We start from the raw sequence: 25,816 nt of genomic DNA on the forward strand, positions 1-25,816 counted from the left end.
CAGTTAAGCCACAAAACCTGTGGGAGCGAGCTTGCTCGCGATGGCGTCGGTTCAGTTTGCATTGATGTTGACTGATGCACCGCTATCGCGAGCAAGCTCGCTCCCACAGTTAACCAAGGACTTTTATGTCGCGTCGCATATCCCCCGTCATACCCGGCTTCGGGCTGACGCTGGGCTACACCCTGGTGTACCTCAGTCTGATTGTGCTCATACCTCTGGCGGCGATGTTCGTGCATGCCGCCCAACTCACCTGGGAACAGTTCTGGGCGATCATCTCGGCGCCGCGGGTGCTGGCGGCCTTGAAGCTCAGTTTCGGCACCGCGCTGTACGCCGCGATCATCAACGGCGTGATCGGTACGCTGCTGGCCTGGGTGCTGGTGCGCTACACCTTCCCCGGCCGCAAGATCATCGACGCGATGATCGACCTGCCGTTCGCCCTGCCCACCGCCGTGGCCGGTATTGCCCTGACGGCGTTGTACGCGCCGACCGGTCTGGTTGGCCAGTTCGCCACCGACCTGGGCTTCAAGATCGCCTATACGCCGCTGGGCATCACCCTGGCGCTGACCTTCGTGACGCTGCCGTTCGTGGTGCGCACGGTGCAGCCGGTGCTGGCCGATATTCCCCGTGAAGTCGAAGAGGCGGCCGCCTGCCTCGGTGCCAAGCCGTGGCAGGTGTTCCGTCACATCCTCGTGCCGGCGTTGTTGCCGGCCTGGTTGACCGGCTTCGCCCTGGCCTTTGCCCGTGGCGTGGGCGAGTACGGTTCGGTGATTTTCATCGCCGGCAACATGCCGATGAAAACCGAGATCCTGCCGCTGCTGATCATGGTCAAGCTCGACCAATACGACTACACCGGCGCCACCTCCATCGGCGTGCTGATGCTGGTGGTTTCCTTCGTCCTGTTGCTGCTGATCAACCTGCTGCAGCGGCGCATCGAAACCCCATAAGGAGGCGCGAACATGTCCCAATCGTCTATTTCCGCAGCCTCCACCAACGCCGCCCGTCGCGGCAGTGCAACGTCGCGGCGCGTGTTGATCGGTCTTGGCTGGCTGATTTTTGCGCTGTTTTTGCTGTTGCCGCTGTTCATCGTGGTGTCCCAGGGCCTGAAGCTCGGGCTGGGAGCGTTCTTCACCGCGATCTTCGAACCTGACGCGCTGTCGGCGTTGAAACTGACGGTGATCGCGGTGCTGATCTCGGTGCCGCTGAATCTGGTGTTCGGTGTCAGCGCCGCATGGTGCGTGAGCAAGTATTCATTCCGTGGCAAGAGCATGCTGGTGACGCTGATCGACCTGCCGTTCTCGGTGTCGCCGGTGATCGCGGGCCTGGTCTACGTGCTGATGTTCGGCGCCCAGGGCCTGTTCGGGCCGTGGCTGTCGGATCACGACATCCAGATCGTGTTCGCGCTGCCGGGCATCGTCCTGGCGACCATCTTCGTCACCGTGCCGTTCGTGGCCCGTGAGCTGATCCCGCTGATGCAGGAACAAGGCACCCAGGAAGAAGAGGCCGCGCGCCTGCTGGGCGCCAATGGCTGGCAGATGTTCTGGCATGTCACCGTGCCGAACATCAAGTGGGGCCTGATCTATGGCGTGGTGCTGTGTACCGCCCGGGCCATGGGCGAGTTTGGCGCGGTGTCGGTGGTGTCCGGGCACATTCGCGGGGTGACCAACACCCTGCCGCTGCACGTCGAGATCCTCTACAACGAATACAACCACGTGGCCGCGTTCGCTGTGGCGAGCCTGTTGCTGATCCTGGCGCTCTTCATCCTGCTGCTCAAGCAGTGGAGCGAAAACCGAATCAACCGCCTGCGCGCCAGCGCCGCGGAGGAATAAGTCATGTCGATCGAAGTTCGTAATGTCAGCAAGAATTTCAACGCCTTCAGGGCCCTGGACGAGATCAGCCTGGACATCCAGAGCGGCGAGTTGGTGGCACTGCTCGGCCCGTCGGGCTGCGGCAAGACCACCTTGCTGCGGATCATCGCCGGCCTCGAGACCCCGGACCAAGGCAGCATCGTGTTTCACGGCGAGGACGTGTCTGGCCACGACGTGCGGGATCGCAACGTCGGTTTCGTGTTCCAGCACTACGCCTTGTTCCGTCACATGACGGTGTTCGACAACGTTGCCTTCGGCCTGCGCATGAAGCCCAAGAATCAGCGCCCGAACGAAAGCCAGATCGCGACCAAGGTCCATGAACTGCTGAACATGGTGCAACTGGACTGGCTCGCCGACCGCTACCCGGAGCAGCTGTCCGGCGGCCAGCGCCAGCGGATCGCCCTGGCCCGCGCCCTGGCGGTGGAGCCCAAGGTGTTGCTGCTGGACGAACCGTTCGGTGCCCTCGACGCCAAGGTCCGCAAGGAACTGCGGCGCTGGCTGGCGCGGCTGCACGAGGACATCAACCTGACCTCGGTGTTCGTGACCCATGACCAGGAAGAAGCCATGGAAGTCGCCGACCGGATCGTGGTGATGAACAAGGGCGTGATCGAGCAGATCGGCTCGCCGGGCGATGTCTACGAAAACCCGGCCAGCGACTTTGTGTACCACTTCCTCGGCGACTCGAACCGCCTGCACTTGGGTGAGGACCGGCATGTGCTGTTCCGCCCTCACGAAGTGTCACTGTCGCGCTCGGAGCTGGAAGACCACCACGCCGCCGAAGTGCGGGATATTCGTCCATTGGGCGCGACCACTCGGGTGACCCTGAAGGTGGAAGGCCAGAGCGAACTGATCGAGGCGGAAGTGGTGAAGGACCATGACAGCCTGGTGGGCCTGGCGAAAGGCGAGACACTGTTCTTCAAGCCGAAGGTCTGGCAGAAAGTCGCCAACCTTTAAGATCAAAAGCATCGCGAGCAGGCTCGCTCCCACAGTAGAACTTCAGTGAACACAATATTTGTGTACCTATGAAAATCCATTGTGGGAGCGGGCCTGCTCGCGATGGCGCCCTCACTGACACCCCGAGCCGAATCCGAATAACACCGCCCGACCTTGCTTCGATTGGTTCTATCTCACCACCTTTTCCCATCTCAAACCCTACCTAGACTCTCACTTGCCAGGAGGCAGTAAGAGTCCAATGACGGACCGGTGTTATCTCCTGGCGCCTGATGCCAAGGAGATGAGTATGAGAGTGGAAGTCAGTCGGCATGGCCCGTTTGGCTGTGCATTGTTAGGCGTCTTGCTGGCCCCGGCCGCCAGCGCCGCCCCCTCGTTGTCCCCCCAGATACCCTTCGATGTCACGGTCACCCAACCGGTTTCACTGGCCAGCCTGCAAGCCAATTTCGATGAACTGTCGTGGCAGACCTTCATCGCCCTGAGCTGGCCGGCGCTGGATAACGGGGATCCGAATACCGGCACCCCCATCGGTAAGCAGGACGGCGCCACCGTGTGGGAAAGCTGGAAAGAGAGCTACCAGATTTTCCGCGCCAAAGGCCAGACGCCGCTGCCCTGGAATGCATCGGCGACCCTCCCTGAAGCGTGCAAGTCGCTCAAGCCCGGTCGCCTGTTGCAGCAGATGGGCAAGGTGCCCGATGTGCTGGATGAGTTTATCCAGCCCTTCGAGAGCGGCCCGCTGGTGGACCAGAACGGTACCTACACGCGCAACGAAATCGTGGTCAACCAATCGATGTTCAACGGGATCGTCGACAACGGCCTGTACAGCATCGAAGGCCAGCAGAAATTCTTCGCCGCCAACCCGAACAACACCGTGGCGTTCAGCTGTGGTTCCACCAAGACCCAACAGGTCGGCGCGGTGATGGTGAAGGCGTCGTGGAAAGTGCTGGGCCCCAACGACAACCGCCAGGATTTCCATACCGTCGATGCACTGGTCTACACCCCGGGCAACAACGACCCGAGCCATGGGCCGATTGTCGCGGAGTCATGCGTGTCCGAGCCGGTCGGGCTGGTGGGATTGCACATGGTTCATAAGACCGCCAGCGCGGCGCAATGGGTCTGGTCAACCTTCGAGCATGTGAAAAACGTGCCGGAAAAAACCACGCCCGTCGCCCAGCGGACGGGGCCTTATCTGTTCTACAACGCGGCGAGCAAAAGCGACATCAACCAGCCGCCGCCACGGCCATGGAACCCGGCAGTCAAGGCGACACCTTCACAGATCGTACGGGAAGTGCCGCTGACCGAGGCCACCAAAAACCTCAATGCCACCTATCAAGCGCTGTTGCGTACGGTGAACCCGCAGAGTGTCTGGGCGAACTATCAATTGATCAGTACCCAGTGGCCGTCGGCACCACAGCCGAACTGTCAGATATCAGCCGCCAACCCGTTGGGCAGCCCCGCGCCGTTGTTCCTGGCCAACGCCACGCTGGAAACCTACATCCAGGGCACCGTGCCCCAGGCGTCCTCCAGCTGCATGGCCTGTCACGGCAATGCGGCCACCCATGTCACCGAGTCGCCGCGCACCAGCTTCGCGGATTTCACCTATTTGCTCGAACGCGCACAGTCCACTGGCGGACAAGGAGTCAACCATGAGCAGTGATCTGGACAATTTCGTAGGCCTGTCATCGGCCCTGACCGGCATTCCCACGGATCGGCTGGCACCGGCGATCGACCAGGTGGGGTTGCCGCCAACTTTTCTCGCGTTCATCACCCCGCGTATCACCCCTGAGGTGCTCAACACCTTGCTGACGCAGTACGCCACACTGGTGGCGGAGCACATGTCGCCCGACCAGATCGCCAAGGCGGTGCTGATGGACGGATCTCGTCCAGCCGTCACCCAGACTGCCCAAGCCGCGCGTTCGATCATGAAGCTGTGGTTGCTGGGGGTCTGGTATCAGCCGTATGCCACGGGCAGCTATACATCGACCGATTCGACGGTGGTGTCCGACCAGGCCTACATCCAGAGCTGGGCCTGGAAAATTGCCCAGGCCCATCCCATGGGCTACAGCGAGATGTTTTTCGGCTATTGGAACACCACGCCACCGAGCCTTGAGGACTACACCGGCGTGCCTGCCAACGCACAAGGAGCTTCGTCATGAGTACCGAACAAGCCGAGGTGATCATCGTTGGCGCGGGGCTCGCCGGCAGCATCATCGCTTATCAGTTGGGCATGGCCGGCGTCGATGTGCTGGTGCTCGAATCGGGTCCGGAGATCCCGGTCAACCGCGCGCAATACCTGGAGCGCTTCTATACCGCCACCCTGAAAACCCCGGAGTCGCCTTATCCGCCAGTATCGACCCTGGACACGCCGCGCGACCCGAGCAAGGAAAATGCCCCACGAGCGACCATCGCCGACCTGATTCTCGGCTGGAACAAGCCGGAAACCAGTTACCTGGTGCAGAAAGGCCCACTGCCCTTCAACAGCACCTATGAACGGGTAGGCGGCGGTACGACCTGGCATTGGGTCGGGACGTGCCTGCGCATGGTGCCGAACGATTTTCGCCTGAGGAGCAAGTACGGCGTCGGAGTGGATTGGCCGATCGGCTACGACGACCTGCAAAGCGCCTATTGCCGGGCGGAGGCGGAAATCGGCGTGTCGGCCAATGTCGCCGACCAGGCCTACCTGGGCATGACTTTTCCCGAGGGCTATTCATTCCCGATGCACAGCATTCCGCTGTCGTTGGTCGATGGCAGTTTTGTCACGGCCGTGACCGGCCAGACCTTCGACGGGTTGCCGCTGGTGGTCAGCCCGACGCCGGCCGGACGCAATTCCCAGCCCTACGCCGGGCGCCGGGTGTGCGCCGGCAATACCAACTGCACGCCGATCTGCCCGATCCAGGCCAAGTACGACGCGACCGTGACCATGAACAAGGCCCTGGCCACCGGCAAGGTCCGGGTCATGTACCGGACCGTGGCCAGCAAAGTGACGGTGGGCCCGGACAAGCACATCAATGGCGTCGAGTTCATTCAATACCAGCTTGGCGAGGGGCCGCAGACGGGGACCGGCGTGGCCATCGGGCAGCGTTACGTGATCGCGGCCCATGCCATCGAAACCCCTAAACTGTTGCTCAACTCCAAGACCCCGGCTTGGCCCAACGGTGTGGCCAACAGCAGCGGGCAGGTGGGACGCAGTTTGTCCGATCATCCGATTTACCTGGCGTGGGGGCTGATGCCGGAAGGCAAGACGGTGTTCCCGTACCGTGGTCCGGTGTCCACGGCGGGCATCGAGAGCCTGCGTGATGGCGAGTTTCGCAGCCAGCGAGCGGCGTGGCGTATCGAAATCGGTAACGAGGGTTGGAACTGGCCGGTGGGCGACCCTTACGTCACCGTGGCCGATTTTATCGACGGGGCGAACAATAGCCACACCAACCCATTGCCATCGAAAGAGAACCCGCCGCCGCCCACTGAAGCGCTTTACGGCACAGCGCTGATTCAACGGCTCAACGGCCTGTTCATCCGCCAGTTTCGGATCGGCTTTTTGGTGGAGCAGGTGGAGGCCCATCCCGACCAGTCCGATAGCTACATCGTGCCCTCGACGGACAAGCTCACGGACGGGCTCGGCATTCTCCGGCCGGAAATCCACTACGACCTGTCCGATTACACCAAGGAAGGGTTCAGGCAGGCGAAGATACTGGCGAGCCACATCATCAAGGACCTGCTCGGCGCCGTGGAGCTGACGGCACCCATTGGCAAAGGGACCTTCAACTACAAAGGCGAAGATTACAGCTTCCAGGGCGCCGGGCACCTGATGGGCACCTACCGCATGGGCGATGATCCGACCAAGTCGGTGGTGGACAAGGACCAGCGCAGTTGGGACCACAAGAATCTGTTCCTGGTGGGCGACGGCGTCTTTCCCAGCACCGGCACCTCGAACCCGAGCCTGACGATTGCGGCGTTGTCGTTCCAGGCCGGAGACACCGTGGCCAACGACCTGAAGGCGGTGACGATGCAGGTCCAATCCACCATCGCCTGGCAGGGCACTGGCGTGCAGGTCAACGGGTTGGTACCGCGTCTGGTTCGCTACGTCAGTGGGCTATGGTGTGCCAGCCCGCAAGGCGGCAATGTCGATGGAAAGGGCGGTTCGAGGCACATCGACTACAGCAGCTATGCCTTGCCCGGTGCCGCCGAAGGCGCCTTGATCGGTCGCGTGGGCAACGGTGGCAAGCCGTTCCTGGTGGGTGATCTGGCGCAGGTTCCGGGCGACCAGCAAGGGGAACTGCAACTGTGCATCAACGATGACCTGACCGGGCAATACGGGTCTGGCTTGAAAGATAACACCGGCGCGCTGACCATCCGGGTCGAGTTTGGTGCGCTGTAACGCCTAACTCCTGTGGGAGCGAGCTTGCTCGCGATTGCGCTCTGCCGGTCACCAATGTGTTGACTGACCCACCGCTATCGCGAGCAAGCTCGCTCCCACAAAGGATGGCGTAGTTGTTTTCAGGCCGCCGAACGCTGGTTGCGCAACGCCACCGGCCCGGCGCGCTCTTCGATGGCCCGCTTCAGGTCGCCGCGAAGCCCCAGCAGGAAACCCGCCTCCACCACCACGAACAACGGCCCGACAATCAGCCCGGAGAGGTCGTCGACGAACGCCGGCTTGCGGCCTTCGTAATAGTGGCCGACGAACTGAATCACCCAGCCCACCACGAACATCCCCAGACCACTGCCCAGCCACACCCAGGTGCTTTGTGCGGCGAGCACCTGACCCAGCCATACCGCCAGGCCCAGCAGCACCGTCATCAGCACGCCCAGGCGCAACTCCAGGCGCAGGTAGAACCAGGCACTGGCCGCGGCCACCAGCAGCGCCGGCGACACCAGCACCGCGCCCACGGGCCAGCCGGGCCGTGACAGCAGCACGGCGACGGCGACGAAGATCAGCGGAATCCCGATGAAATGACTGGCGATGTTGCGCGGGTCGCGGTGATAGGCGGCGTATTGACTGAGATGATCGACGAGGCTTTTCATTGTTGTTCCTCCTGAGGTGATGCCTGCATGATGCCCGGGTATCACGAGGCGTTCTGTCAGTTAGCCGACACTTGTCCCGGAGTTTCCATGAGTTCGCATCCCTGGCACTCACACCTGATGGCCGGCCACTGGTACAGCCATCTGCCTGCTGAGTTACAGAATAGTCTGTTGGGCATGTCGCGGCTGCGCCGTCTGCCGCCGGGCCATCGGCTGTTCCAGCGCGGCGATCCACCCTGCGGATTGTATGCCGTGCTGGAAGGCGCGGTGCGCGTCGGTGCGGTGAACGAGCAGGGCAAGGAGGCGTTGCTGAGCGTGGTGGAGGCGCCCCATTGGTTCGGAGAAATCTGCCTGTTCGATGGCCAGCCACGGACCCACGATGCGGTCGTGGTGGGGCAATGTACGTTGCTGCATGTGCCCCAGGCGCCGTTGCTGGCCTTCCTGCAAGCGCAACCGGTCTACTGGCGGCATCTCGCATTATTGATGAGCCATAAACTGCGCCTGACCTTCATCAACCTCGAACACCTGAGCCTGATGCCCGCCCCGGCCCGCCTGGCCCACCGCCTGCTGATGATCGCCGAAGGCTACGGCGAGATCGAACCGGCCCGACGCGTGTTGCAACTGCCCCAGGAACAGCTGGCGCTGATGCTCTCGCTGTCACGCCAGACCACCAACCAGATCCTCAAGGACCTGCAGGCTCAAGGCATCCTTCATCTCAGTTATGGCGAGATCGAAATCCTCGACATCGAGCGGTTGCGAGCCCTGACCACGACCTGAAATCGGTGTGGTAGCGAGCTTGCTCCGACAGATGATCCGTGGCGTACAAACCCTGTGGCGAGGGAGCTTGCTCCCGCTGGCCTGCGCAGCAGGCCCCAGCATGTCTACAGGCAGACCGCTGGGACCGGTTTTGCGACTGCTGCGCAGCCGAGCGGAAGCAAGCTCCCACAGGAATGTGTGTATGCGCTACACTTCGATTAAATTTGACTCAAATACAATGCACATTCTGGTAATTTAATAATTTGCACTGTATACGATGCGGAATATAAGCATGAAAACCCTCGGCGAAGTGATTAGGCGACTGCGTAAAGAACACAACCTCTCTCAGGAGGCCTTGGCTGCGCAATACGGTATGAGCCGTGCCACGATTTCGGGCATCGAGAACAACACCGTTCCTGAGGTAGGGATCCGTAAGGTAGATGCGATCCTCAATGGATTTGGTTACGAGTTGACGGCTGTGGCCCGACCAACGAAACGCCCTACGCTCGATTCGCTGAAAAAGGATTCTTTCCATGGCTGACGAGCAAGGTCTGGACAGGCTACAGGTCTCGGTTAGCGAAGCGGACGTGGGTGTTCTGGGGCGAGGGCAGCAGCGCAGTGACTCCGTGTTCACCTACGCCGCAAGCGCGTGCGAAGAGCAGTCTGTTTCGCTGACCATGCCGATGCGCCTTGAAAGCTACACCTGGGAATCAGGCGTGCCGCCGATCTTTGAAATGAACCTGCCGGAGGGGGCCTTGCGTGATGAGCTGGTTCGTCGTTTCAGCAAAGCAGTTCGAGGCTTTGATGACTTCGCCATGCTTGCCATCGTAGGGCCTCATCAGCTGGGTCGGGTAGGCATCGGTCACTTGCGGACGGAGGCTGGGCCGCCCGAAACCAGTCTGGCGGATGTGTTGGTGCACGACGGAGCCGAAAGTTTATTCGACGATTTGTTGCACACCTACGGGCAGTATTCGGGCGTTTCCGGCGTACAGCCCAAGGTGCTGGTTCGCGACAGCGCATCGACAATCGATCGCCTGACCCATCGAGGTGCCACCCATCTGATCAAAGCGTTTCGCTCCGACGAGTTTCCTGAGTTGGCCGCCAATGAGTTCTTTTGCATGCGAGCCGCGCTGCACGCGGGGCTCGAGGTGCCGGAGTTCGACCTGAGCGAGCGCGGCAAATTTTTGATCGTTAAACGCTTTGATTTGCCAGGCACTGGCAAGTATCTGGGCTTTGAGGATTTCTGTGTGCTCAACGGCTCTCCATCGAGGGCTAAGTACGATGGCTCATATGAAGGAGCGGCCCGACAGATCAAGGCATTCGTTTCTCCTCATTTACTCAATCATGCGCTGGAGTCCCTGTTCAAGATTGTTGCGCTCTCGGCCGGCCTGAAAAATGGCGATGCGCACCTGAAAAATTTCGGCGTGCTGTATGAGCACTGCGGCGCCGATGCGTCGATCAGGCTTGCGCCGGCCTATGACATCGTCAGCACGGCGGTGTATATCCGCAATGACAACATGGCGTTGTTGCTGGGCGGTTCCAAAGCCTGGCCCAAATATAAAATGCTGGTGAGGTTCGGTCGTTCAGCCTGCAACCTGACCGAAAAGCGTTGTAAGGAACTGATGGCGCAGGTCATTCATGGAATGGACCTTGCCATGGTTGAAATGCGCCATTACATGGGCGCTAACCAACGGTTCAGGGCGACTGGAGAGGCCATGATCGAGGCCTGGGCGGCAGGGCTTGCACGCAGCCTTGAACCCGGTGCCGACTGACCCACCGCCATCGCGAGCAAGCTCGCTCCCACAGGGGTTGGTGCTGTTGCAAAGGTCGCAATGACACCGTCCCCAATGTGGGAGCGAGCTTGCTCGCGATAGGGCCTGCCCAGGCGCTGCGAATCTCTAGCGCAACCCATCCCGGAACTGCCCCGGTGTCATCCCGGTCCAGCGCTTGAAGGCGCGGCTGAAGCTGCTGGCGTCGGCGAAGCCCAGCAGATAACTGACTTCGCTCAGCGAACATTGGGGATCGCGCAGGTGCAGCAGCGCGAGATTTTCCCGACATTCGTTGAGCAGGGCGTCGAAGCGGCAGCCTTCGTCGGCCAGGTGCCGTTGCAGGCTGCGCAGGCTCAGGTGCATGGCCTGGGCGATGCGTTCGGCGCTGGGCTCGCCTTCGGGCAGTTGGGCCTCGATGGCGGCGCGGACCTTGCGTTCCCAGGTCAGCGGCTTGAGCTGGGCGAGGGTGCGTTCGAGCACCGTTTCGTTGTGTTCGGCCAGTTCCGGGTTGGCGTCGTCCAGGTGGCTGTCGAAATCGGCGAGGTTGAACTCCAGGCAATCCTGGGCGGCACTGAAGTGCACCGGCGAGCGGAACACCTTGTGCCAGGGGCTGGGGTCCACCGGTTCCGGGCGGCGCAGGTACACCGCCAGCGGTGCGTAATCACGGCCGAGGCGGTTGCGACAGGTGCGCACGTAAATCGCCGCGAAGGCATCAATCGCTTCGAAGGCCGGGGCTGGGCATCCTGCCGGTACATCGAGGCTGAAGCGGTAGCGGTCTTCGCCACGGCTCAATTGCAGGGTCAGTGCATCACTGACCACCGGGTGATAGCGCACGATCCGCTCGAACACTTCCCGCAGGCTGCCGCTGGCCACCAAGGCGTAACCCAGTGCGTGAAACGTGGTGGGGCTGACAAAGCGCGACACCCGCAGGCCGATGGCCGGGTCGCCGCTGGCTTGCACGGCCAATGCCCACAGGCGCGTGGTGGCCGAGAGCGGATAACGGGCGTTCGGGTCGTCCATCCATTGCGGGTCGAGGCCGGCCTCGACGCACAGGGCATGGCTGTTCAGGCCCAGCGCATCGAGCTGTTTGCGCAGGGCGCGGGTCCAGCTGGCGAGGGAAGTCGGTTCAGTCATGACGATTGGCGCTTGCGGTCAACAGGTTGGCGTATACGGCTACCACCCCGTGGGACAACGCCCGGCAGGATGAGCACATCTCTAACAGAGGATGTAAGCCATGCACGGCACTTGCGCAAGCCCCGAGCGATTGAATGCACAACAACGAGCGGCCCATATTCGCCAGGTGGTCTTGGCCCGGGGCGAGGAATTACGGCGGCGTTATCCGCTCCTGCGCCACCAGGATGCGTTGGGCGCGGGCATCCTGGCGTTCGCCCTGGCTGGGATGATCGGTTCGGCGCTGCTCTACATCAACGGTGACCTGGCCGGGTGGGCGTGCCTGTTGCTCAACGCATTTTTCGCGTCGCTGACCCACGAGCTGGAACACGACCTGATCCACAGTATGTACTTCCGCAAGCAACGCCTGCCCCACAACCTGATGATGGGTTTGGTCTGGCTGGCGCGGCCGAGCACGATCAACCCGTGGATCCGCCGTCACCTGCACCTTAACCATCACAAGGTGTCCGGCAGCGAGGCCGACCTGGAGGAGCGAGCCATCACCAACGGCGAACCCTGGGGGCTGGCGCGGTTGCTGATGGTCGGCGATAACGTGATGTCGGCCTTCATCCGTCTGCTGCGGGCCAAGACCTGGGCGCACAAGCGCAGCATTCTCAAGCGCACGCTGAAGGTTTATTTCCCCCTGGCATTGCTGCACTGGGGCGCCTGGTATGTGTTCCTCGGTTTCCACGGGGCCAATGGTGTCGCCAGCCTGTTGGGGACTTCAATTGACTGGTCGGCCACCACGCTGGCGACGATGCAGGTGATCGACATCGCGGCGGTGGTGATCATCGGGCCGAACGTGCTGCGCACCTTTTGCCTGCATTTCGTCAGCTCGAACATGCATTACTACGGCGACATCGAGCCGGGCAATGTCATCCAGCAAACCCAGGTGCTCAACCCCTGGTGGTTGTGGCCGTTGCAGGCGTTCTGCTTCAACTTCGGCAGTAGCCATGGCATTCATCATTTCGTGGTGAAGGAGCCGTTCTACATTCGCCAACTGACGGTGCCGGTGGCCCATGAGGTGATGCGGGAAATGGGCGTGCGGTTCAATGACTTTGGCACGTTCGGACGGGCGAATCGGTTTGTGCGGGAAGAGGGTGTGGTGCGGGAGGAAGGGGACGTGGTGCGAGTTTGATCGATACAGGTTCGAGCGGTGAAACGCGAACCCTGTGGCGAGGGAGCTTGCTCCCGCTGGGCTGCGTAGCAGCCCCAAAAAACCAGGGCCGCTTCGCGTTCCAGCGGGAGCAAGCTCCCTCGCCACAGAGAATGAGTCAATGACAGGGACAGGTCAGAACTGGTAACTCACCGTCGCCGCCACATTGCGCTCTTCGCCCAGGTAGCAGTAGCTCAGGCTGGCGCACGAGGCGACGTAGGTTTCGTTCGTCAGGTTGTTCGCGTTCAGGCGCACGTCCACGCCCTTCAAGCCGACCTTGCCCAGGTCATACCCCACCGAGGCGTCGAACAAGGTGTAGGACGGCACCTTCATGGTGTTTTCCGCATCGGCCCAGCTGTAGCCCACATAGCGCACGCCACCACCCAGGCGCAGGCCATCGAGGGCACCGCTGTCGAATTTGTAGTCAGCCCAGAGCGAGGCCATGTGGCGTGGGGCCTGGGTCGGTGAGTTGCCCTTGTTTTCGATGATGTCGGTGGGCGTGCTGAGGGTGCTGACCATCGATTTCGAGTATTCGATGTCGGTGAAGGTGTAGCTGCCCAGCACTTTGAATTGTTCGGTCAACTGCAGGTGCGCCTCCAGTTCCAGGCCTTGGGAGCGCACGGCACCGACGGCGCGGTAGAAGTTTTCCTGGGGCAGCTTGGTCGCGAGGTTTTCCTGGTCGATACGGAACAGCGAGGCGGTGTACAAATCATCCGTGCCCGGTGGCTGGTACTTCAGGCCCAGTTCCCATTGCTTGCCATCGGTAGGCGGCAGCGGGTTGCCGGCGCTGTCGGCATAGGAGTTCGGGTTGAATGACTCGGAGTAGCTGATGTACGGCGCCAGGCCATTGTCGAACAGGTACAGCGCCCCGGCACGGCCGGTGAGCTTGGTGCGTTTGTCGTTGATCTCGGTGCCTTGCGGGCGGCCGAATTCGGCGATGCGGTTCTCATCCGAGGTTTGCACCCAGTCCTGGCGCAGGCCCAGGGAGAAGCGCCACTTGTCCATTTCGATCAAGTCTTGCAGGTAGACGCCGGTCTGCTCCAGGCGCCGCAGGTAGCTGGTGGGGCTGAAGTAGGTGATGGTCGAGTTGCCGTAGACCGGGTCGAAGGCATTGATCGGCGCCAGGCTGCCGCTGGTCCAGTCGACCACGGTTTTGCGCCGCTGGTAGTCGGCACCCATCAGGACGGTGTGCTTGGTCGCGCCGGTGAAGAATTCGGCTTGCAGCATGTTATCGACGATGAAGGCATGGAGCTTTTCTTCGGCGCCGGTGTAGTAGCGGTTCAGCTCGTTGCTGGTGGGCGTGGTCCAGTCATAGGCATAGACCTGATCGTTGGTGACCTCGGAGTCCAGGTAACGGAAGTTCTGCCGGGCGGTGAAGACGTCGTTGAAACGGTGTTCGAACTGGTAGCCGAACGACTGCTGGTCGCGTTCGTAACCGTCGACGCCCGGCTCACCTTCGAAGAAGTGCTCGGAAATCCGTCGACCGTTGCGCGGGTGCAAGGTGCCGTTGGCCGGCATGCCACCGTGGTAGCCGCCGTCGGGGTCATGCTGCAGGTAGGCCTGGAGCGTCAGCGAGGTGTCTTCGCTGAAGTCGATGTTCACTGTCGGCGCGAGGGCGAAGCGCTTTTCCTTGTTGTGGTCGAACTGGGTGTCGGAGGTGTCCGCCAGGCCGATCAGGCGATAGGTGATGCGTTTGTCGTCATCCACCGGGCCGCTGAAGTCGAAGCCCATGCCGCGCTGGCCCTGGGTGCCGACCGTGGCCTGGATCTGGTGATAGGCCTCGTACAGCGGCTTTTTGCTGGTCAGGGCCACCAGGCCGCCGGGCGAACTGCGACCGTAGAGCACTGAGGACGGGCCTTTGAGGATATCGACCCGCTCAAGGAAGTACGGATCGACCTGGATGGAGCTGTAGGTGCCGCTGTCGCCCATGGACTTGAGGCCGTCGAGGTAGATGTTATCCACAGAGCCGTCGTTGAAGCCGCGCATCGCCACGTAGTCGTAGCGGTGGGTGGCGCCGTAGGGGTTGGTCAGCACGCCGGGGGTGTAGCGCATGGCCTGGGAGACGGTTTGCGCGCCCTGGTCGTCCATTTGTTCGCGGGTGACCACCGACACGCTCTGGGAGGTTTCGCGCAGGGCGGTACTGGTCTTGGTGGCGACCTGACTGTGGGTGGCGTTGTAGCCTTCCATGCTGCCCAACGCGTTACCCAGGGCGAAGCCCTTGATGTCGGTGGTCGGTAATTCCAGCGTGCTGCCAGCGGTCTCGGTGTGCAGCACGTAGCTGCTGCCATCCTGGCTGACGGCGACCAGTCCCGAGCCGCTGAGCAACTGGCTCAGGGCCTGGTCGGGCGAATACTCACCCTTGAGCCCCGGTGACTGGACGCCGCCGGTTTGCGCCGGCGTGCTTGCCAGGGTGATCCCGGCCTGGCGGGCGAACTGGTTCAGCACATCGCTCAATGGGCCGGGGGCAATGTTGTAGCTCTGCCGGCTGGCGGTCACGCCGTTTTGCGCGGCCATCGCGAGCGTCGGCACGACGCTGACCCCCAGCGCCGTGGAGAACAGCGCGGCATGAATCGCCTGGCGTAACAGGCCGGGTTGCGTAGAGAAGCCGAAGGGGTTCTTGAGAAGTACGCGCTCAGTCATTGTAGGTTCCGTTGGAGTCGCTGAAGGCAGATAAGGGTTGCTTACTGTCCTAGCCGGACGCCGGCCTGAAACCCGCCAAAAAAAAATCAAGCCAGGCGTTCCACCGTGATCCACCAACGGGTTCGATAGCGCAGCTGCACCGGGAGCGTGCGGGGCAGGACGGCGAGCAATTTGTCGGTGTCCTCCAAACGGAACACCCCTGACAGGCGCAGGTCGGCAATCGACGCCGCGCAGTGCAGATAACCCGGGCGGTAGCGGCCTACTTCATTGAGGAAGTCTTCCAGGCGCATGTTGCGGGTGACGATCAAGCCGTCGGCCCAGGCGCCTGCGTCCATGTCCAGGAGCGGTGTCAGGGCCGCTGTCGAGGGGCCGACCCGGTAGCTTTGCCCGGCCTCGACCTGGATGGGCGAGCCATCGCTGTTGGAGTGCGAACGGATGACGACTCGGCCGCTGGTGACGCTCAAGCGCGTGCAGTCGCTGTCCTGGCGCACGACGAAACGCCCCTCCAGCCCTTCGAACAGGCCATGCCGGCTTTTCACCAGCAGCGGCCGCCCCGGGTCGCGACCACAGGCGACCATGATTTCACCACGGGCCAGGGTAATCAGGCGCTGTCGGGCGCTGAAGTCCAGGTTGGCGGCGCTGTGGGTATTGAGCTCGAGCCGCGTGCCGTCCGGCAACTGGAACCCCCGACGTTCACCGGTGGCGGTGGCGAAATCGGCATTCCACGCCTGCCAGCCCGGATCCTTGCCCAGCCATGCCGCGCCGCCCACCACGGCAACGCCCGAGAGCAACTTCAGGGCCTGGCGACGACTGAGGCGCTGGGCACTGTTTTCCAGGGTGTCCAGGGCGATGTGGGCACCGGGCACGGCCCGCAGGTTCGAGGTCAATTCGCTGTGCAGCGATTGCACCCGTTGCCAGGCCAGTTCGTGTTCGGGGTGGGCGGCGCGCCAGGCTTCGCACTGTTGGCGCAGGGTCGGGTGGGTGGTGTGATTGCGCAGGCGCAGCAGCCAGTTGATCGCCTGCCTGACCACCTGTTGCGACGGGCCGTTGCGGCGGCTCTGCAAGTGATCCGCCGACTCAACTTTCATAGCGCAATACATAGCAGTGATACAGCGCATCGGCGACGTAGCGCTCCACTGAGCGCAAGGAGATGCCCATCTGCTCGGCAATCTGCTTGTACGTCAGGCCTTCGCACTGGGCTAACAGAAAGGCCCTGCGCACTTTCGGCTTGAGGCCTTCGAGCATTCTGGCAACGGCTTCGAGCAGTTCCAAGATCAACGCCTGGGCTTCGGCCCCCGGGGTTTCGGCTTCCGGCAGGTGAGCTATGGTTTGGAGGTAGGCGTGTTCGATTTCTGCTCGCCGCCAATGGTCGATCACCAGGCCTTGGGCAATGGTGCGCAAAAAGGCGCGTGGGGCCCGAAGCTCCAGGCGTTCGCTACGCTGCAAGAGGCGCATGAAGGTGTCCTGGGCCAGGTCCGCCGCGTCGGCGGCATTGCCCAGCCGGGTGCGCAGCCACGTATTGAGCCAGCCGTGATGCCGGCTGTAGAGCGCCTGTACTGCAAACTCGGGAGATGACATGGACGCGACAGCCTGGAAGCTACAAATGATAATAGGTCGCATTGTCATCATCGCCCGGCGAATTTGCAACCACCGTTCGCCACCCACTGAAGGTTCCCGCGCCCTGTACTTCTACCCCCCGTCGCCCAATTCTCTATAACCCTCATTTTTTCCAAGCCCTTGCCGACAGAGTGATAAGCGTGCACCAAACTGGAGCATGGCAAAAAGCCTGTTCCTGTTTTTACATGAAAATATTGCAACTGGAATGCAACCCCACTCTTTGCATAAGAAGCCCATCGATGAATCTAAAGTTCAGTCACAAAATCCTTCTCGCCGCCTCTGGTGTGGTGGTTCTGGCTTTTGCCCTGTTCACGCTCTACAACGATTATTTGCAGCGCAACACCATTGGCAGCAGCCTTGAGTCGTCCATCGAGCAATCCGGTGACCTGACGGCCAGCAGCATCCAGAACTGGATGAGTGGGCGGATACTGGTGTTGGAAAACCTGGCGCAAAACATCGCGCATCAGGGGGCAACCGCCGATCTGCCGGGGCTGGTCGATCAGCCGGCGCTGACGTCGAACTTCCAGTTCACGTATGTGGGCCAGGCCAACGGTGTCTTCACCCAACGCCCTGACGCCAAAATGCCTGACGGCTACGACCCGCGTCAGCGCCCTTGGTACAAACAGGCGGTGACCGCCGATAAAACCATGTTGACCCCGCCTTACCTGGCCGCGGTGGGTGGCCTGGTGGTGACCGTTGCCCTGCCGGTGAAGCACAACGGCGAACTGCTGGGCGTGGTGGGCGGCGACCTGAGCCTGGAAACCCTGGTGAAAATCATCAACTCCGTGGACTTCGGTGGTATCGGCCATGCGTTCCTGGTCAGCGGCGACGGTCAGGTGATCGTCAGCCCGGATAAAGACCACGTGATGAAGAACCTCAAGGACATCTACCCTGGCACCCCGGTGCGCATCGGCAAGGGGATCCAGGAGGTTGAACTGAACGGGCAGGACCGTATTCTTTCGTTCACCCCTGTCACCGGCCTGCCGAACGCCGAGTGGTACATCGGCCTGTCGATCGACAAGGCCAAGGCCTACGCGCCGCTGAGCCAGTTCCGTACGTCTGCGCTGATTGCGATGTTCGTCGCGGTGGCGGCCATTGCGTTGCTGCTGAGCATGCTGATCCAGGTACTGATGCGCCCGTTGACCACCATGGGCCGCGCCATGCAGGACATCGCCCAGGGCGAAGGCGACCTGACCCGGCGCCTGGTGGTGCAGGGTAAGGATGAGTTCGCGGTGCTGGGTGGTTCGTTCAACCAGTTCGTGGAGCGGATTCATGCGTCGATCTCGGAAGTGTCTTCCGCCACGCGCCAGGTGCATGACCTGTCGCAGCGGGTGATGACGTCGTCCAACGCTTCGCTCGTCGGTTCGGATGAACAGAGTGCCCGCACCAACAGTGTGGCTGCGGCCATCAACCAGCTGGGCGCCGCGACCCAGGAAATCGCTCGTAATGCCGCCGATGCCTCGCAGCATGCCAGCGGTGCCAGCGAACAGGCCGATGACGGTCGCCAGGTGGTGGAAAAAACCATCCAGGCCATGACCGAGCTGTCGCAGAAGATCAGTCTTTCGTGCACTCAGATCGAGACCCTGAACGCCAGCACCGACAACATCGGGCACATCCTGGACGTGATCAAGGGCATCTCCCAGCAAACCAACCTGCTGGCGCTGAACGCTGCGATCGAAGCGGCCCGTGCCGGTGAAGCCGGTCGTGGGTTTGCGGTGGTGGCCGATGAAGTGCGCAACCTGGCGCACCGCACCCAGGAGTCGGCGGAAGAAATCCACAAGATGATCACCTCGCTGCAAGTCGGCTCCCGTGAAGCGGTGACCACGATGAACGCCAGCCAGACCTCCAGCGAAGAAAGCGTGGAAGTGGCGAACCAGGCCGGCCTGCGACTGGTCAGCGTGACGCAGCGCATCGGCGAGATCGACGGCATGAACCAGTCGGTGGCCGCCGCGACCGAAGAACAGACCGCTGTGGTGGAAACCCTCAACATGGACGTCAGCCACATCAACCTGCTGAACCAGCAAAGCGTGGCCAACCTGAATGAAACCCTGAAGGATTGCGATGCCTTGTCCCAACAGGCCAATCGATTGAAACAACTGGTGGACAGCTTCAAGATCTGACCCCAGTCGCAAGCCGACCCATTCCCCTGTGGCGAGGGAGCTTGCTCCCGCTCGGCTGCGCAGCAGTCGTAAAGCCAACCAACGCGGTCCGCCTGTAAGCATGCTGGGGCCTGCTGCGCAGGCCAGCGGGAGCAAGCTCCCTCGCCACGGATGCTGGGTTGAATGGTCCAGCGCCATCGCGAGCAAGCTTGCTCCCACAGGGGACTGGCGGTGGACCTGGGTTTCGCATCCACCTCTGCTTCCACAGGGGATGGTTGGTGAGCCTGAGTCTTGGGTTCACTCCAGCTCAGTGTGGGAGCGAGCTTGCTCGCGATGGCGGCAGTCCAGTCAAATGACTGCAAACTGACCCACCGCTTTCGCGAGCAAGCCCGCTCCCACAGGGCATTGCCGCTTACTTGAACATCCCCTGCACATTCCCCATCGCCTCATCGGCGAAGCCCTGGAGGAAGTCCCTGAAGCCCGACGGTGTATGGGCGTCGGTGTGGTCGGCGATGATGGTCCAGGTGGCGCGGCAGCGGTTGTCCGCCAGGGGTTCGACGCGCATGGCCGCCCACAGGTTGTCGATGCCCAGTGTGTTGTAGATCAGCGTCCAGGTCATGTGCATGGCCTGGTCGTCACGGCTGTTGAGCTGTTCCACCACCAGGTTCTGCCCATCGCGGAAGAATTTCTTGCGCAGGGACCTCACGCCCTTGCCGGTCATTTCGATGTGCTCCAGTGCATGGATGAATTGATCGAAGCCGCCAAAATTACCCACGATGTTCCAGACGCGTGCCGCGTCAGCCGCGACCTCCACCGAGGTTTCGACGTGGCAGGCGTGGGGGTTCTTGATCAGGGTGTCGGGTTGAAATGCACTCATGGTCTTGCTCCTTGCTTTGGGTTGAGGGTGTTTCAGATGAAGTCGATGGCCTTGAGGTAATCGGCACCGCGCCGTAGCAGGGCCGGGGATTTTTCCGGGTAGCTGGCGCCCATCTGCCGCACGCCGGCGCGGGCGTTGTCGTGGCTGATCAGCGAGATGTCGCCGATGTCTTCCTCGAAGCCGTTGAGGTAGAAACCCAACACGCCAAACAACGCATTGTCGGCATCGACCCGAGCCAGTTGCCGTTGCCACTCGGCGACGCTCACCAGGGAAAACTCCCGGCCGCTGTCGCGGAACGACGCCACATAAGCGTCCCAGCTCAACGGCTGCGGGTTGTGCAGGTTGAACACCGCTTGGGTGGGCTGGTAGCGGCTGGCGTGGAAGGCGATAAAGCGGGCCAGGAAATCCACCGGCATCAGGTCGAAATTGAGTGACAGGTCCGGCACCTGGCCGAGCTGGATCGAACCCTTGAGCATCAGCATCAAGCGATTCTTGTGGGGCTGGCAGACCCCGGTCAGGCTGTTGAAGCTGATGTTGCCGGGGCGGAACAGATTGACCCAAACCCCGCGATCACGGGCCCGTTGCAGGATCCGTTCACCCACCCATTTGGACAGGTTGTAGCCGTTCTTGATGTAGATCGGCGGCGTCTCGGCGGCAGGCTGTTCCAGCACCTGGCCATCGGCATCCAGGGCACTGGAGGCGGACAGCGTGGAGACGAAATTGAAGATCTTCTTGCTGCGCCCCTCACACAGGCGCAGGCACTCGAAAATCGGCTCCACGTTGTCCCGCGCCAACGACTCGTAGTCGAGCACATGGTTGACGTGGGCCGCGTTGTGCACCAGCGCGCCGAAGGTGCGGTCGATGCGGGCGTAGACGTCGTCCGGCAAACCCAATTGCGGTTGGGTGATGTCGGCGGCATAGACGCTGACGCGGTCCAGGTCCAGATGGGCCAGGTGATTGTCCCGCAGGGCCTGGGAGAAACGCTCGGCTGCACTGTGTTCAGCGCTGGCGCGTACCAGGCACGCGACTTCGGTGGCGCCCCAGGCCAGCAGCGCTTCGACGATGTGCACGCCGAGAAAGCTGTTGGCGCCGGTCACCACCACCTTGTGCACATCGCCGCATTGGCTGATGGGCAGCGGTTCGAGGTTGAGCTCGGCCTCGGCATCGATGAAGGCCTGGGGGCTGAGGACCGAGGCGCCGCTGTGTTCCGGGTCGTCTAGCAACTTGGCCAAGGTCATCAGCGTCGGGGCTTCGATGAAGCGGTTGATCGACAAGCTGCGGCCGAACGTCTGGCGGATGCTCAGCAGCAGTCGCGACAGCAGGATCGAGTGCCCGCCGAGGTTGAAGAAGCTTTCGTCGGTGGCGATGTCGTCGACCGGCAGTTCAAGCAACTCGGCCCACAGTTGCTGCAGTTGGGTCTCCAGGGCGTTCTGCGGCTGGCGCCGCTGGCCATCGACGGGCACCTGCACCGCCGTGGCGAGCAATGCCCGGCGATCGACTTTGCCGTTGCTGGTGTAGGGCAGGCTGGGCAATTCGACGTAGGCCGTCGGATGCATGTAGCTGGGCAAGCTGTTTTGCACATGCTCGCGCAGCGCCTGGAGGGCGGCACCGGGGTGCGCTGGCTCGGGATGCACCAGGAACGCCAGGATCCGCCGCCGTTCATCGACCCCCACCGCCACTTGGCGAAACAATTGGCTTTCCCGCAGGCAGTGCTCGATTTCCTCGGGCTCGACCCGAAAACCGCGGATCTTCACTTGGTTATCGCGGCGGCCGCACAGTTCGATGCCATCGTCGGTCCACTGGCCGATGTCGCCGGTGCGATAGGCCCGCAGCGTTTGCCCGGTGGGCAGCGTCAGGTCGAGGTAACGCGTTGCGGTCAGTGTCGGATCGTTCAGATAGCCGAGGCCGACGCCCGGCCCGGCGATGTACAACTCGCCGGGAACCCCCTGGGGCACCGGTTGCAACTGTTCGTCCAGGATCAGCACCCGGCCATTGGCGATGGGCACGCCGAGGTTGCGGTTGTTGTCGCCGACGCCGAACGGGCGTGTGGTCGCCAGCACCGTGGTTTCGGTCGGGCCGTAGATGTTGTGGAACCGGCATTGTGGCGCGAGCTGTTCGATCACGAACGGCTCGCAGACATCGCCCCCGGTGATCAGGTGCGCCAGGCCCAGCGGCGCATCCAGGGGCATGACGCTCAGCAGCGCAGGCGGCAGAAAGGCGTGGCTGACGCGCTGCTGGTGAATCAGCGCCACCAGTTGCTGCGGATCGCGGCGCTGGTCTTCACTGGGCACCACCAGCAAGGCGCCGTGGATGAAGGTCGGCAGGATATCCAGCAGCGACGCGTCAAAGTTGATGGTGGAAAACTGCAACGCCCGGCTGTCGCGCCGCAACCCGACGTAGTCGCCGTACCAGGCACAGAAATGGCTGAGGTTGCGATGGCTGAGCAGCACGCCCTTGGGCTGGCCGGTGGTGCCGGAGGTGTAGATCGCCACGGCCGGTTCGTCGCCGTCCAGCGTACGGCGGATCAGCGAAGCCGGGATGCCGGGCTTGGGCGCTGGCAGTTGGTGGACATTCAGCGTTGGCACCGAGAGGTCGCCGAGGTCGCTGGCGCCGTCGTGCAGCAACAGGTCCGCCTGGGCATTTTCCAGGATAAAGCGCCGACGTTGCGCCGGGTGCTGCGGGTCCAGCGGCAGGTACACCGCCCCGCAGCCCAGCACCGCCAGAATCGCCGCGTACAGGTGTGCGGACTTGGGCAGGCACACACCGATGACCTTGTGGGAGGAAGGCTTGCCCCCGATGAACGATGACGCGGTTTGGTTGAGAGCATCGGTGTCTTCATCGCGGGCAAGCCTTGCTCCCACAGATTCTCCAACAGCTCCTTTCTCATGTTCTGCTCGGTGCAGTATTTCCAGCATCGGCTGCTGCAACCCCAGCGCCAGGCGGCGCAAGGATTTGTAGTCGATCAATTGCCCATCGACCCACAGGGCGGGTTGCGTTGCGTCAGCGAGCAGGCGCTGCTCGATGCTGTGCATCACCGGTACGTCGGCGGCGGCCAGCAGCCAGGGTACCGGCGGCCGGTTGAGGCGGTGCTCGAAGGCCAGCGGCTCCAGCGCATCGAGGCCGAGCAGGGGGTGGGCGACAGCGTCGGCGTGTACTGTCGGCCAGTGATCGAAGCAGGTGTCATCCCGGGATAACTGGCTGACCAGCCGTGCGCCGGTTTCGACCACTGTCGCCAACGTACGCAGGCGCAAGGACTGACCGTTGCCATCGCGTTGCGGCGCGATCACGTCCTGGCACAACGGCCGCTGCGCACCGTCGTGAAAGACCAGTACCGGTTGCGGCAATGCCTCGCCGGGCCGCGTGCGCAGCGCCACGCGGATCTGCAGGCATGAACGGGCTTCAATGGCTCGCGGCGTCGTCCCGTCGTCGATCAACAGGTCGACCGCGTCGTGATCGGCCGGCGATTGCCGGACCACACCGTGGCCGTGCAGCTCCAGTTCCCGGGCCAGTTCGGTCATGGCCTGGCTGGTGCCAGGCACTGCAATGTCGAGGCGTCTCATCGAAAGGTCCTCATGGGGTCAGGTAATCAGCGAGGGCGTCGCGTACGCAGGGGGACGCGAGCATCGAGCTGCCGCGGAAAAAGCGCGTGATGTTGCCCACCAACGGGTGAAAACGATTGATCGGATAGGCCAGCGCACTGGCGTCTTCACGCAGCGACTGGCGTACCGATTCGTCGACAGGCAGGTGCGCGATCAGCTCGAAGTCGAAGGCTTGCTGCAGGTCGCTCGCCAGGTAATGGGCGATGAAACCGGGCATCAGGCATGCGATCGCCGCGCGGTCTTCTTCGGGCGCGGTGCGCCAGTAGATCTGTACCAGTCGCGTCCAGAAACCGGAGTGCCGGCCCTCGTCGAGCAAGTGATCGGCCATCAGTCCCTTGATCGAGGCCTTGACCGAGTCGTCCCGGGCGAAGGCGGCCACTTCGTTGGTCACGGTGTTCTCGGCAATGGCGATGCAGATCAGCTCCACGGCGCTGAGCAAATGCTCCGGGGCCCGGGCCAGGGTCGCCGGTATGGCGCGACTGAGTTCGATCTGCCCAGGCAACGGGATAGGGTCGATGCCGGTCATGTCGATGGTCTGCTGCATGAAGTCCATCGCCACCAGCGCGTGGTAATCCTCGTCCACCACCACGGTCATCGCGTCATAACGGCACGCGAACGGGAACTCGATGCCAAAGCTGTTCTTGGCGATGCGCCGGGCGGTGTGGTCCACCAGTTCCGTCTCGAAAATCACCACATCGTTAATGAACTTGTAGAGGCTCTGCACCAGCACAAAATCGCGCAGCTGCGGGCAGTGGCTGAGGAAGGTCTGGCTGTGCACCAGGGGCTGGCGGCTCATGGGGAAGATCAGCTTGTCGTCGTCTTCGACCCGGCGCCGTGGCCGGGTACGGATCGTGGCGCGGCTTTCCCAGGCGTCGGCGAAGGATTGGTATTCGACGGCGTTCATGGCGTCACCTGTGCAACCGGTTGGGCCATGCTCTGGCGCAGGCCGTCCCACAAGGCCGCGCGGCTGTGAACGGCGGCGAGCGCGGCGGCCAGGACTTCGGTTTCGCGCTGCGGGTCGCCATCGATCAGCCGGGCCAACAGTTTTTCTGCCGCCGGCCCGTGGTCTTCGGAATCGACTTCGATGTGCCGTTGCAGGTAGTAACGAAAGGTCGGTGCCTGATCCAGGCCAATGCCCCAGGCGTCGAGCATGCGCTGGAACATCTGCGGGATGACACTCTCGCGACCATGCACGAAGGCGGCGGCCACGCTGTGGGCCGGGGCGTGCAGGGCGGTGTGCAGGGTCTGGCGGACGAACCGCGCCGCCGCCGGTTCGACCTTGACGCTGTCCAACGCGGTCTCGGGGCTGACGCCTTCCTGCTGCAGGGTGATGAACTGCTCGATTGCGCGGGTATCGGCGCCGATTTCCCGCATAGCGTCCAGGTACAGTTCGAAATGGCTGCAATAGCCGGCGCCAGGGCGGTCATCCGACTCTTCCCCCAACACGATTTCATTGATCAAGCGGGCCGCATGGGGGTCGGCCGGCGGTAGCCAGGGCAGGTGGACACAGGTGAGCTCGCGTTGCAGCCGCTTGGTCAGCGACATGAAGTCCCAGACGGCAAAGACATGGCTTTCCATAAAGCGGCGTAACAGATCGATTGATGTAATCTCGGAAAAAACCGGGTGTTGACCAAGTTCGCGTTTTTTTAGAGATAGTTGTTCTTTGGATGGCTGCATTGGAACGTCCTCATCAATGATGTTTTGTCCGGAAGGCGGCTCGTTAGTTAATGGAGGCGAGCGGGTGCCTGAACCGAAATCCATGAATTGCCAAAGTGGCTTGAGTATTCTCTTTTAATCGTGCTTTCGGCTTGCGATGCCCTTGTTTGCTTGGCTTTTCGCAAGTCGGAAGGGCCGTCAGTAACGCGGCGAATAAAAAACTAATACACGGAGCAAGTAAGCGGCAAGTACTTTTTTAATTATTTAAAGTGGGTGTTTTATTGGGCGCGAAGAGGGCTTTTAAAACTTTTAATATAAGTTTTATTGAGGCGAAGAAGCTCCTTCCGATTTAGGAGTATCAGAATCGAATAGTTCGAGTGAATGCCTCACTCGGAGCACTTCAGGGATCGGGGAGTAAGGAAGTTTTATGTTATGGGCAGGACGTCGGTCGGACATCCGATCATCCCGCCGGTTGGACGACGCTCCTTGCGTATTGGCTTCGATTCGCCTGGCCTCAGCCAGGCGTTGACTTCTTCAGGTCTGTTTTGAATCGACAAGCGCAAGAGTGAGCCCAAATCGATGGCAGTGCCATTGAACTGATGGGGCGACGAGCCGCGGCCACGGCCAGGCCGCGCCGCGCTGGCG

General features: G+C 62.1%; 20 protein-coding genes. 11 read left to right on the forward strand and 9 right to left on the reverse strand.

The window, feature by feature from the left end:
• Positions 1–125: 125 nt before the first annotated feature.
• The 6 genes from cysT to AC515T_RS01005 all read left to right on the forward strand — a co-directional run bounded on the left by cysT (position 126) and on the right by AC515T_RS01005 (position 7,191).
• The gene (gene cysT, locus AC515T_RS00980) at positions 126–944 is read left to right on the forward strand and encodes a sulfate ABC transporter permease subunit CysT (RefSeq protein WP_013692011.1); all 819 of its coding nucleotides are present in this window, start codon (positions 126–128) and stop codon (positions 942–944) included.
• A gap of 12 nt (positions 945–956) precedes the next feature.
• Positions 957–1,826 (forward strand): sulfate ABC transporter permease subunit CysW, encoded by an 870-nt coding sequence (gene cysW, locus AC515T_RS00985; protein ID WP_024618577.1) that lies wholly within the window; start codon positions 957–959, stop codon positions 1,824–1,826.
• Positions 1,827–1,829: 3 nt separating this feature from the next.
• Positions 1,830–2,819 carry a sulfate/molybdate ABC transporter ATP-binding protein gene (locus AC515T_RS00990; protein ID WP_003196507.1) on the forward strand — a complete coding sequence of 330 codons (990 nt, stop codon included), beginning with the start codon at positions 1,830–1,832 and terminating at the stop codon, positions 2,817–2,819.
• A 286-nt stretch (positions 2,820–3,105) separates the two neighbouring features.
• Positions 3,106–4,473, forward strand: a complete 1,368-nt coding sequence (locus AC515T_RS00995; RefSeq protein WP_496531085.1) for a cytochrome C — start codon at positions 3,106–3,108, stop codon at positions 4,471–4,473.
• Positions 4,463–4,972: a sorbitol dehydrogenase gene (locus AC515T_RS01000; RefSeq protein WP_496531086.1), complete on the forward strand. Its 510-nt coding sequence runs from the start codon at positions 4,463–4,465 to the stop codon at positions 4,970–4,972. Before AC515T_RS00995 ends, AC515T_RS01000 begins: the two co-directional genes overlap by 11 nt.
• Positions 4,969–7,191, forward strand: coding sequence for a GMC oxidoreductase (locus AC515T_RS01005; RefSeq protein ID WP_496531087.1), 2,223 nt, complete (start codon positions 4,969–4,971; stop codon positions 7,189–7,191). The genes AC515T_RS01000 and AC515T_RS01005 overlap by 4 nt, the downstream gene beginning before the upstream one ends.
• A gap of 119 nt (positions 7,192–7,310) precedes the next feature.
• Here AC515T_RS01005 and AC515T_RS01010 read toward each other — a convergent pair whose 3' ends face one another.
• Positions 7,311–7,835: an Mpo1 family 2-hydroxy fatty acid dioxygenase gene (locus AC515T_RS01010; protein WP_496531088.1), complete on the reverse strand. Its 525-nt coding sequence runs from the start codon at positions 7,833–7,835 to the stop codon at positions 7,311–7,313.
• 87 nt (positions 7,836–7,922) lie between these two features.
• Here AC515T_RS01010 and AC515T_RS01015 point away from each other — a divergent pair, with 87 nt between their 5' ends.
• The 3 genes from AC515T_RS01015 to AC515T_RS01025 all read left to right on the forward strand — a co-directional run bounded on the left by AC515T_RS01015 (position 7,923) and on the right by AC515T_RS01025 (position 10,360).
• Positions 7,923–8,609 carry a Crp/Fnr family transcriptional regulator gene (locus AC515T_RS01015; RefSeq protein ID WP_496531089.1) on the forward strand — a complete coding sequence of 229 codons (687 nt, stop codon included), beginning with the start codon at positions 7,923–7,925 and terminating at the stop codon, positions 8,607–8,609.
• 271 nt (positions 8,610–8,880) lie between these two features.
• Positions 8,881–9,129, forward strand: coding sequence for a helix-turn-helix domain-containing protein (locus AC515T_RS01020; protein ID WP_496531090.1), 249 nt, complete (start codon positions 8,881–8,883; stop codon positions 9,127–9,129).
• The gene (locus tag AC515T_RS01025) at positions 9,122–10,360 is read left to right on the forward strand and encodes a type II toxin-antitoxin system HipA family toxin (protein WP_496531091.1); all 1,239 of its coding nucleotides are present in this window, start codon (positions 9,122–9,124) and stop codon (positions 10,358–10,360) included. Before AC515T_RS01020 ends, AC515T_RS01025 begins: the two co-directional genes overlap by 8 nt.
• A 126-nt stretch (positions 10,361–10,486) precedes the next feature.
• Here AC515T_RS01025 and AC515T_RS01030 read toward each other — a convergent pair whose 3' ends face one another.
• Positions 10,487–11,491, reverse strand: coding sequence for an AraC family transcriptional regulator (locus AC515T_RS01030; RefSeq protein WP_496531092.1), 1,005 nt, complete (start codon positions 11,489–11,491; stop codon positions 10,487–10,489).
• Positions 11,492–11,591: 100 nt separating this feature from the next.
• Between AC515T_RS01030 and AC515T_RS01035 the strand changes: the two genes are divergently transcribed.
• On the forward strand, positions 11,592–12,665 hold the full coding sequence (locus tag AC515T_RS01035; protein ID WP_496531093.1) for a fatty acid desaturase: 1,074 nt from the start codon (positions 11,592–11,594) through the stop codon (positions 12,663–12,665).
• Between the two features lie 153 nt (positions 12,666–12,818).
• On the opposite strand, the gene AC515T_RS01040 is transcribed toward AC515T_RS01035, so the two are convergent.
• The 3 genes from AC515T_RS01040 to AC515T_RS01050 form a co-directional block, all read right to left on the reverse strand.
• Positions 12,819–15,323 (reverse strand): TonB-dependent siderophore receptor, encoded by a 2,505-nt coding sequence (locus tag AC515T_RS01040; RefSeq protein WP_496531094.1) that lies wholly within the window; start codon positions 15,321–15,323, stop codon positions 12,819–12,821.
• A gap of 86 nt (positions 15,324–15,409) precedes the next feature.
• Entirely contained in the window at positions 15,410–16,411 is a 1,002-nt protein-coding gene (locus tag AC515T_RS01045) for a FecR domain-containing protein (protein ID WP_496531095.1), read from the reverse strand.
• Entirely contained in the window at positions 16,401–16,901 is a 501-nt protein-coding gene (locus AC515T_RS01050) for a sigma-70 family RNA polymerase sigma factor (protein ID WP_496531096.1), read from the reverse strand. The genes AC515T_RS01045 and AC515T_RS01050 overlap by 11 nt, the downstream gene beginning before the upstream one ends.
• 278 nt (positions 16,902–17,179) lie before the next feature.
• On the opposite strand from AC515T_RS01050, the gene AC515T_RS01055 reads away from it, so the two are divergent.
• The gene (locus AC515T_RS01055; protein ID WP_496531097.1) at positions 17,180–19,060 is read left to right on the forward strand and encodes a methyl-accepting chemotaxis protein; all 1,881 of its coding nucleotides are present in this window, start codon (positions 17,180–17,182) and stop codon (positions 19,058–19,060) included.
• Positions 19,061–19,451: 391 nt separating this feature from the next.
• Here AC515T_RS01055 and AC515T_RS01060 read toward each other — a convergent pair whose 3' ends face one another.
• From AC515T_RS01060 to AC515T_RS01075, 4 genes are read right to left on the reverse strand one after another with little or no spacing between them, the layout of a single operon-like run.
• A complete protein-coding gene (locus AC515T_RS01060; RefSeq protein WP_496531098.1) occupies positions 19,452–19,916 on the reverse strand; it encodes an SRPBCC family protein in 465 nt (154 codons plus the stop codon).
• A gap of 32 nt (positions 19,917–19,948) precedes the next feature.
• Positions 19,949–23,476, reverse strand: a complete 3,528-nt coding sequence (locus tag AC515T_RS01065; RefSeq protein ID WP_496531099.1) for an amino acid adenylation domain-containing protein — start codon at positions 23,474–23,476, stop codon at positions 19,949–19,951.
• 10 nt (positions 23,477–23,486) lie between these two features.
• Positions 23,487–24,419: a diiron oxygenase gene (locus AC515T_RS01070; RefSeq protein WP_496531100.1), complete on the reverse strand. Its 933-nt coding sequence runs from the start codon at positions 24,417–24,419 to the stop codon at positions 23,487–23,489.
• Entirely contained in the window at positions 24,416–25,192 is a 777-nt protein-coding gene (locus AC515T_RS01075) for a DUF3050 domain-containing protein (RefSeq protein WP_496531101.1), read from the reverse strand. The genes AC515T_RS01070 and AC515T_RS01075 overlap by 4 nt, the downstream gene beginning before the upstream one ends.
• Positions 25,193–25,816 lie beyond the last annotated feature (624 nt).

The sequence above is a fragment of the Pseudomonas sp. FSO-7 genome (assembly GCF_059579345.1).

Bases quoted from the DNA above. Each gene is read 5' to 3' on its own strand.
- AC515T_RS01075 (WP_496531101.1), bottom strand. From the start codon at position 25,192: ATGCAGCCATCCAAAGAACAACTATCTCTAAAAAAACGCGAACTTGGT.
- AC515T_RS01050 (WP_496531096.1), bottom strand. From the start codon at position 16,901: ATGTCATCTCCCGAGTTTGCAGTACAGGCGCTCTACAGCCGGCATCAC.
- AC515T_RS01065 (WP_496531099.1), bottom strand. From the start codon at position 23,476: ATGAGACGCCTCGACATTGCAGTGCCTGGCACCAGCCAGGCCATGACC.
- AC515T_RS01000 (WP_496531086.1), top strand. From the start codon at position 4,463: ATGAGCAGTGATCTGGACAATTTCGTAGGCCTGTCATCGGCCCTGACC.
- AC515T_RS01025 (WP_496531091.1), top strand. From the start codon at position 9,122: ATGGCTGACGAGCAAGGTCTGGACAGGCTACAGGTCTCGGTTAGCGAA.
- AC515T_RS01005 (WP_496531087.1), top strand. From the start codon at position 4,969: ATGAGTACCGAACAAGCCGAGGTGATCATCGTTGGCGCGGGGCTCGCC.
- cysT (WP_013692011.1), top strand. From the start codon at position 126: ATGTCGCGTCGCATATCCCCCGTCATACCCGGCTTCGGGCTGACGCTG.
- AC515T_RS01060 (WP_496531098.1), bottom strand. From the start codon at position 19,916: ATGAGTGCATTTCAACCCGACACCCTGATCAAGAACCCCCACGCCTGC.
- AC515T_RS01070 (WP_496531100.1), bottom strand. From the start codon at position 24,419: ATGAACGCCGTCGAATACCAATCCTTCGCCGACGCCTGGGAAAGCCGC.
- AC515T_RS01055 (WP_496531097.1), top strand. From the start codon at position 17,180: ATGAATCTAAAGTTCAGTCACAAAATCCTTCTCGCCGCCTCTGGTGTG.
- AC515T_RS00995 (WP_496531085.1), top strand. From the start codon at position 3,106: ATGAGAGTGGAAGTCAGTCGGCATGGCCCGTTTGGCTGTGCATTGTTA.
- cysW (WP_024618577.1), top strand. From the start codon at position 957: ATGTCCCAATCGTCTATTTCCGCAGCCTCCACCAACGCCGCCCGTCGC.
- AC515T_RS01030 (WP_496531092.1), bottom strand. From the start codon at position 11,491: ATGACTGAACCGACTTCCCTCGCCAGCTGGACCCGCGCCCTGCGCAAA.
- AC515T_RS01015 (WP_496531089.1), top strand. From the start codon at position 7,923: ATGAGTTCGCATCCCTGGCACTCACACCTGATGGCCGGCCACTGGTAC.
- AC515T_RS01020 (WP_496531090.1), top strand. From the start codon at position 8,881: ATGAAAACCCTCGGCGAAGTGATTAGGCGACTGCGTAAAGAACACAAC.
- AC515T_RS01010 (WP_496531088.1), bottom strand. From the start codon at position 7,835: ATGAAAAGCCTCGTCGATCATCTCAGTCAATACGCCGCCTATCACCGC.
- AC515T_RS01035 (WP_496531093.1), top strand. From the start codon at position 11,592: ATGCACGGCACTTGCGCAAGCCCCGAGCGATTGAATGCACAACAACGA.
- AC515T_RS01040 (WP_496531094.1), bottom strand. From the start codon at position 15,323: ATGACTGAGCGCGTACTTCTCAAGAACCCCTTCGGCTTCTCTACGCAA.
- AC515T_RS01045 (WP_496531095.1), bottom strand. From the start codon at position 16,411: ATGAAAGTTGAGTCGGCGGATCACTTGCAGAGCCGCCGCAACGGCCCG.
- AC515T_RS00990 (WP_003196507.1), top strand. From the start codon at position 1,830: ATGTCGATCGAAGTTCGTAATGTCAGCAAGAATTTCAACGCCTTCAGG.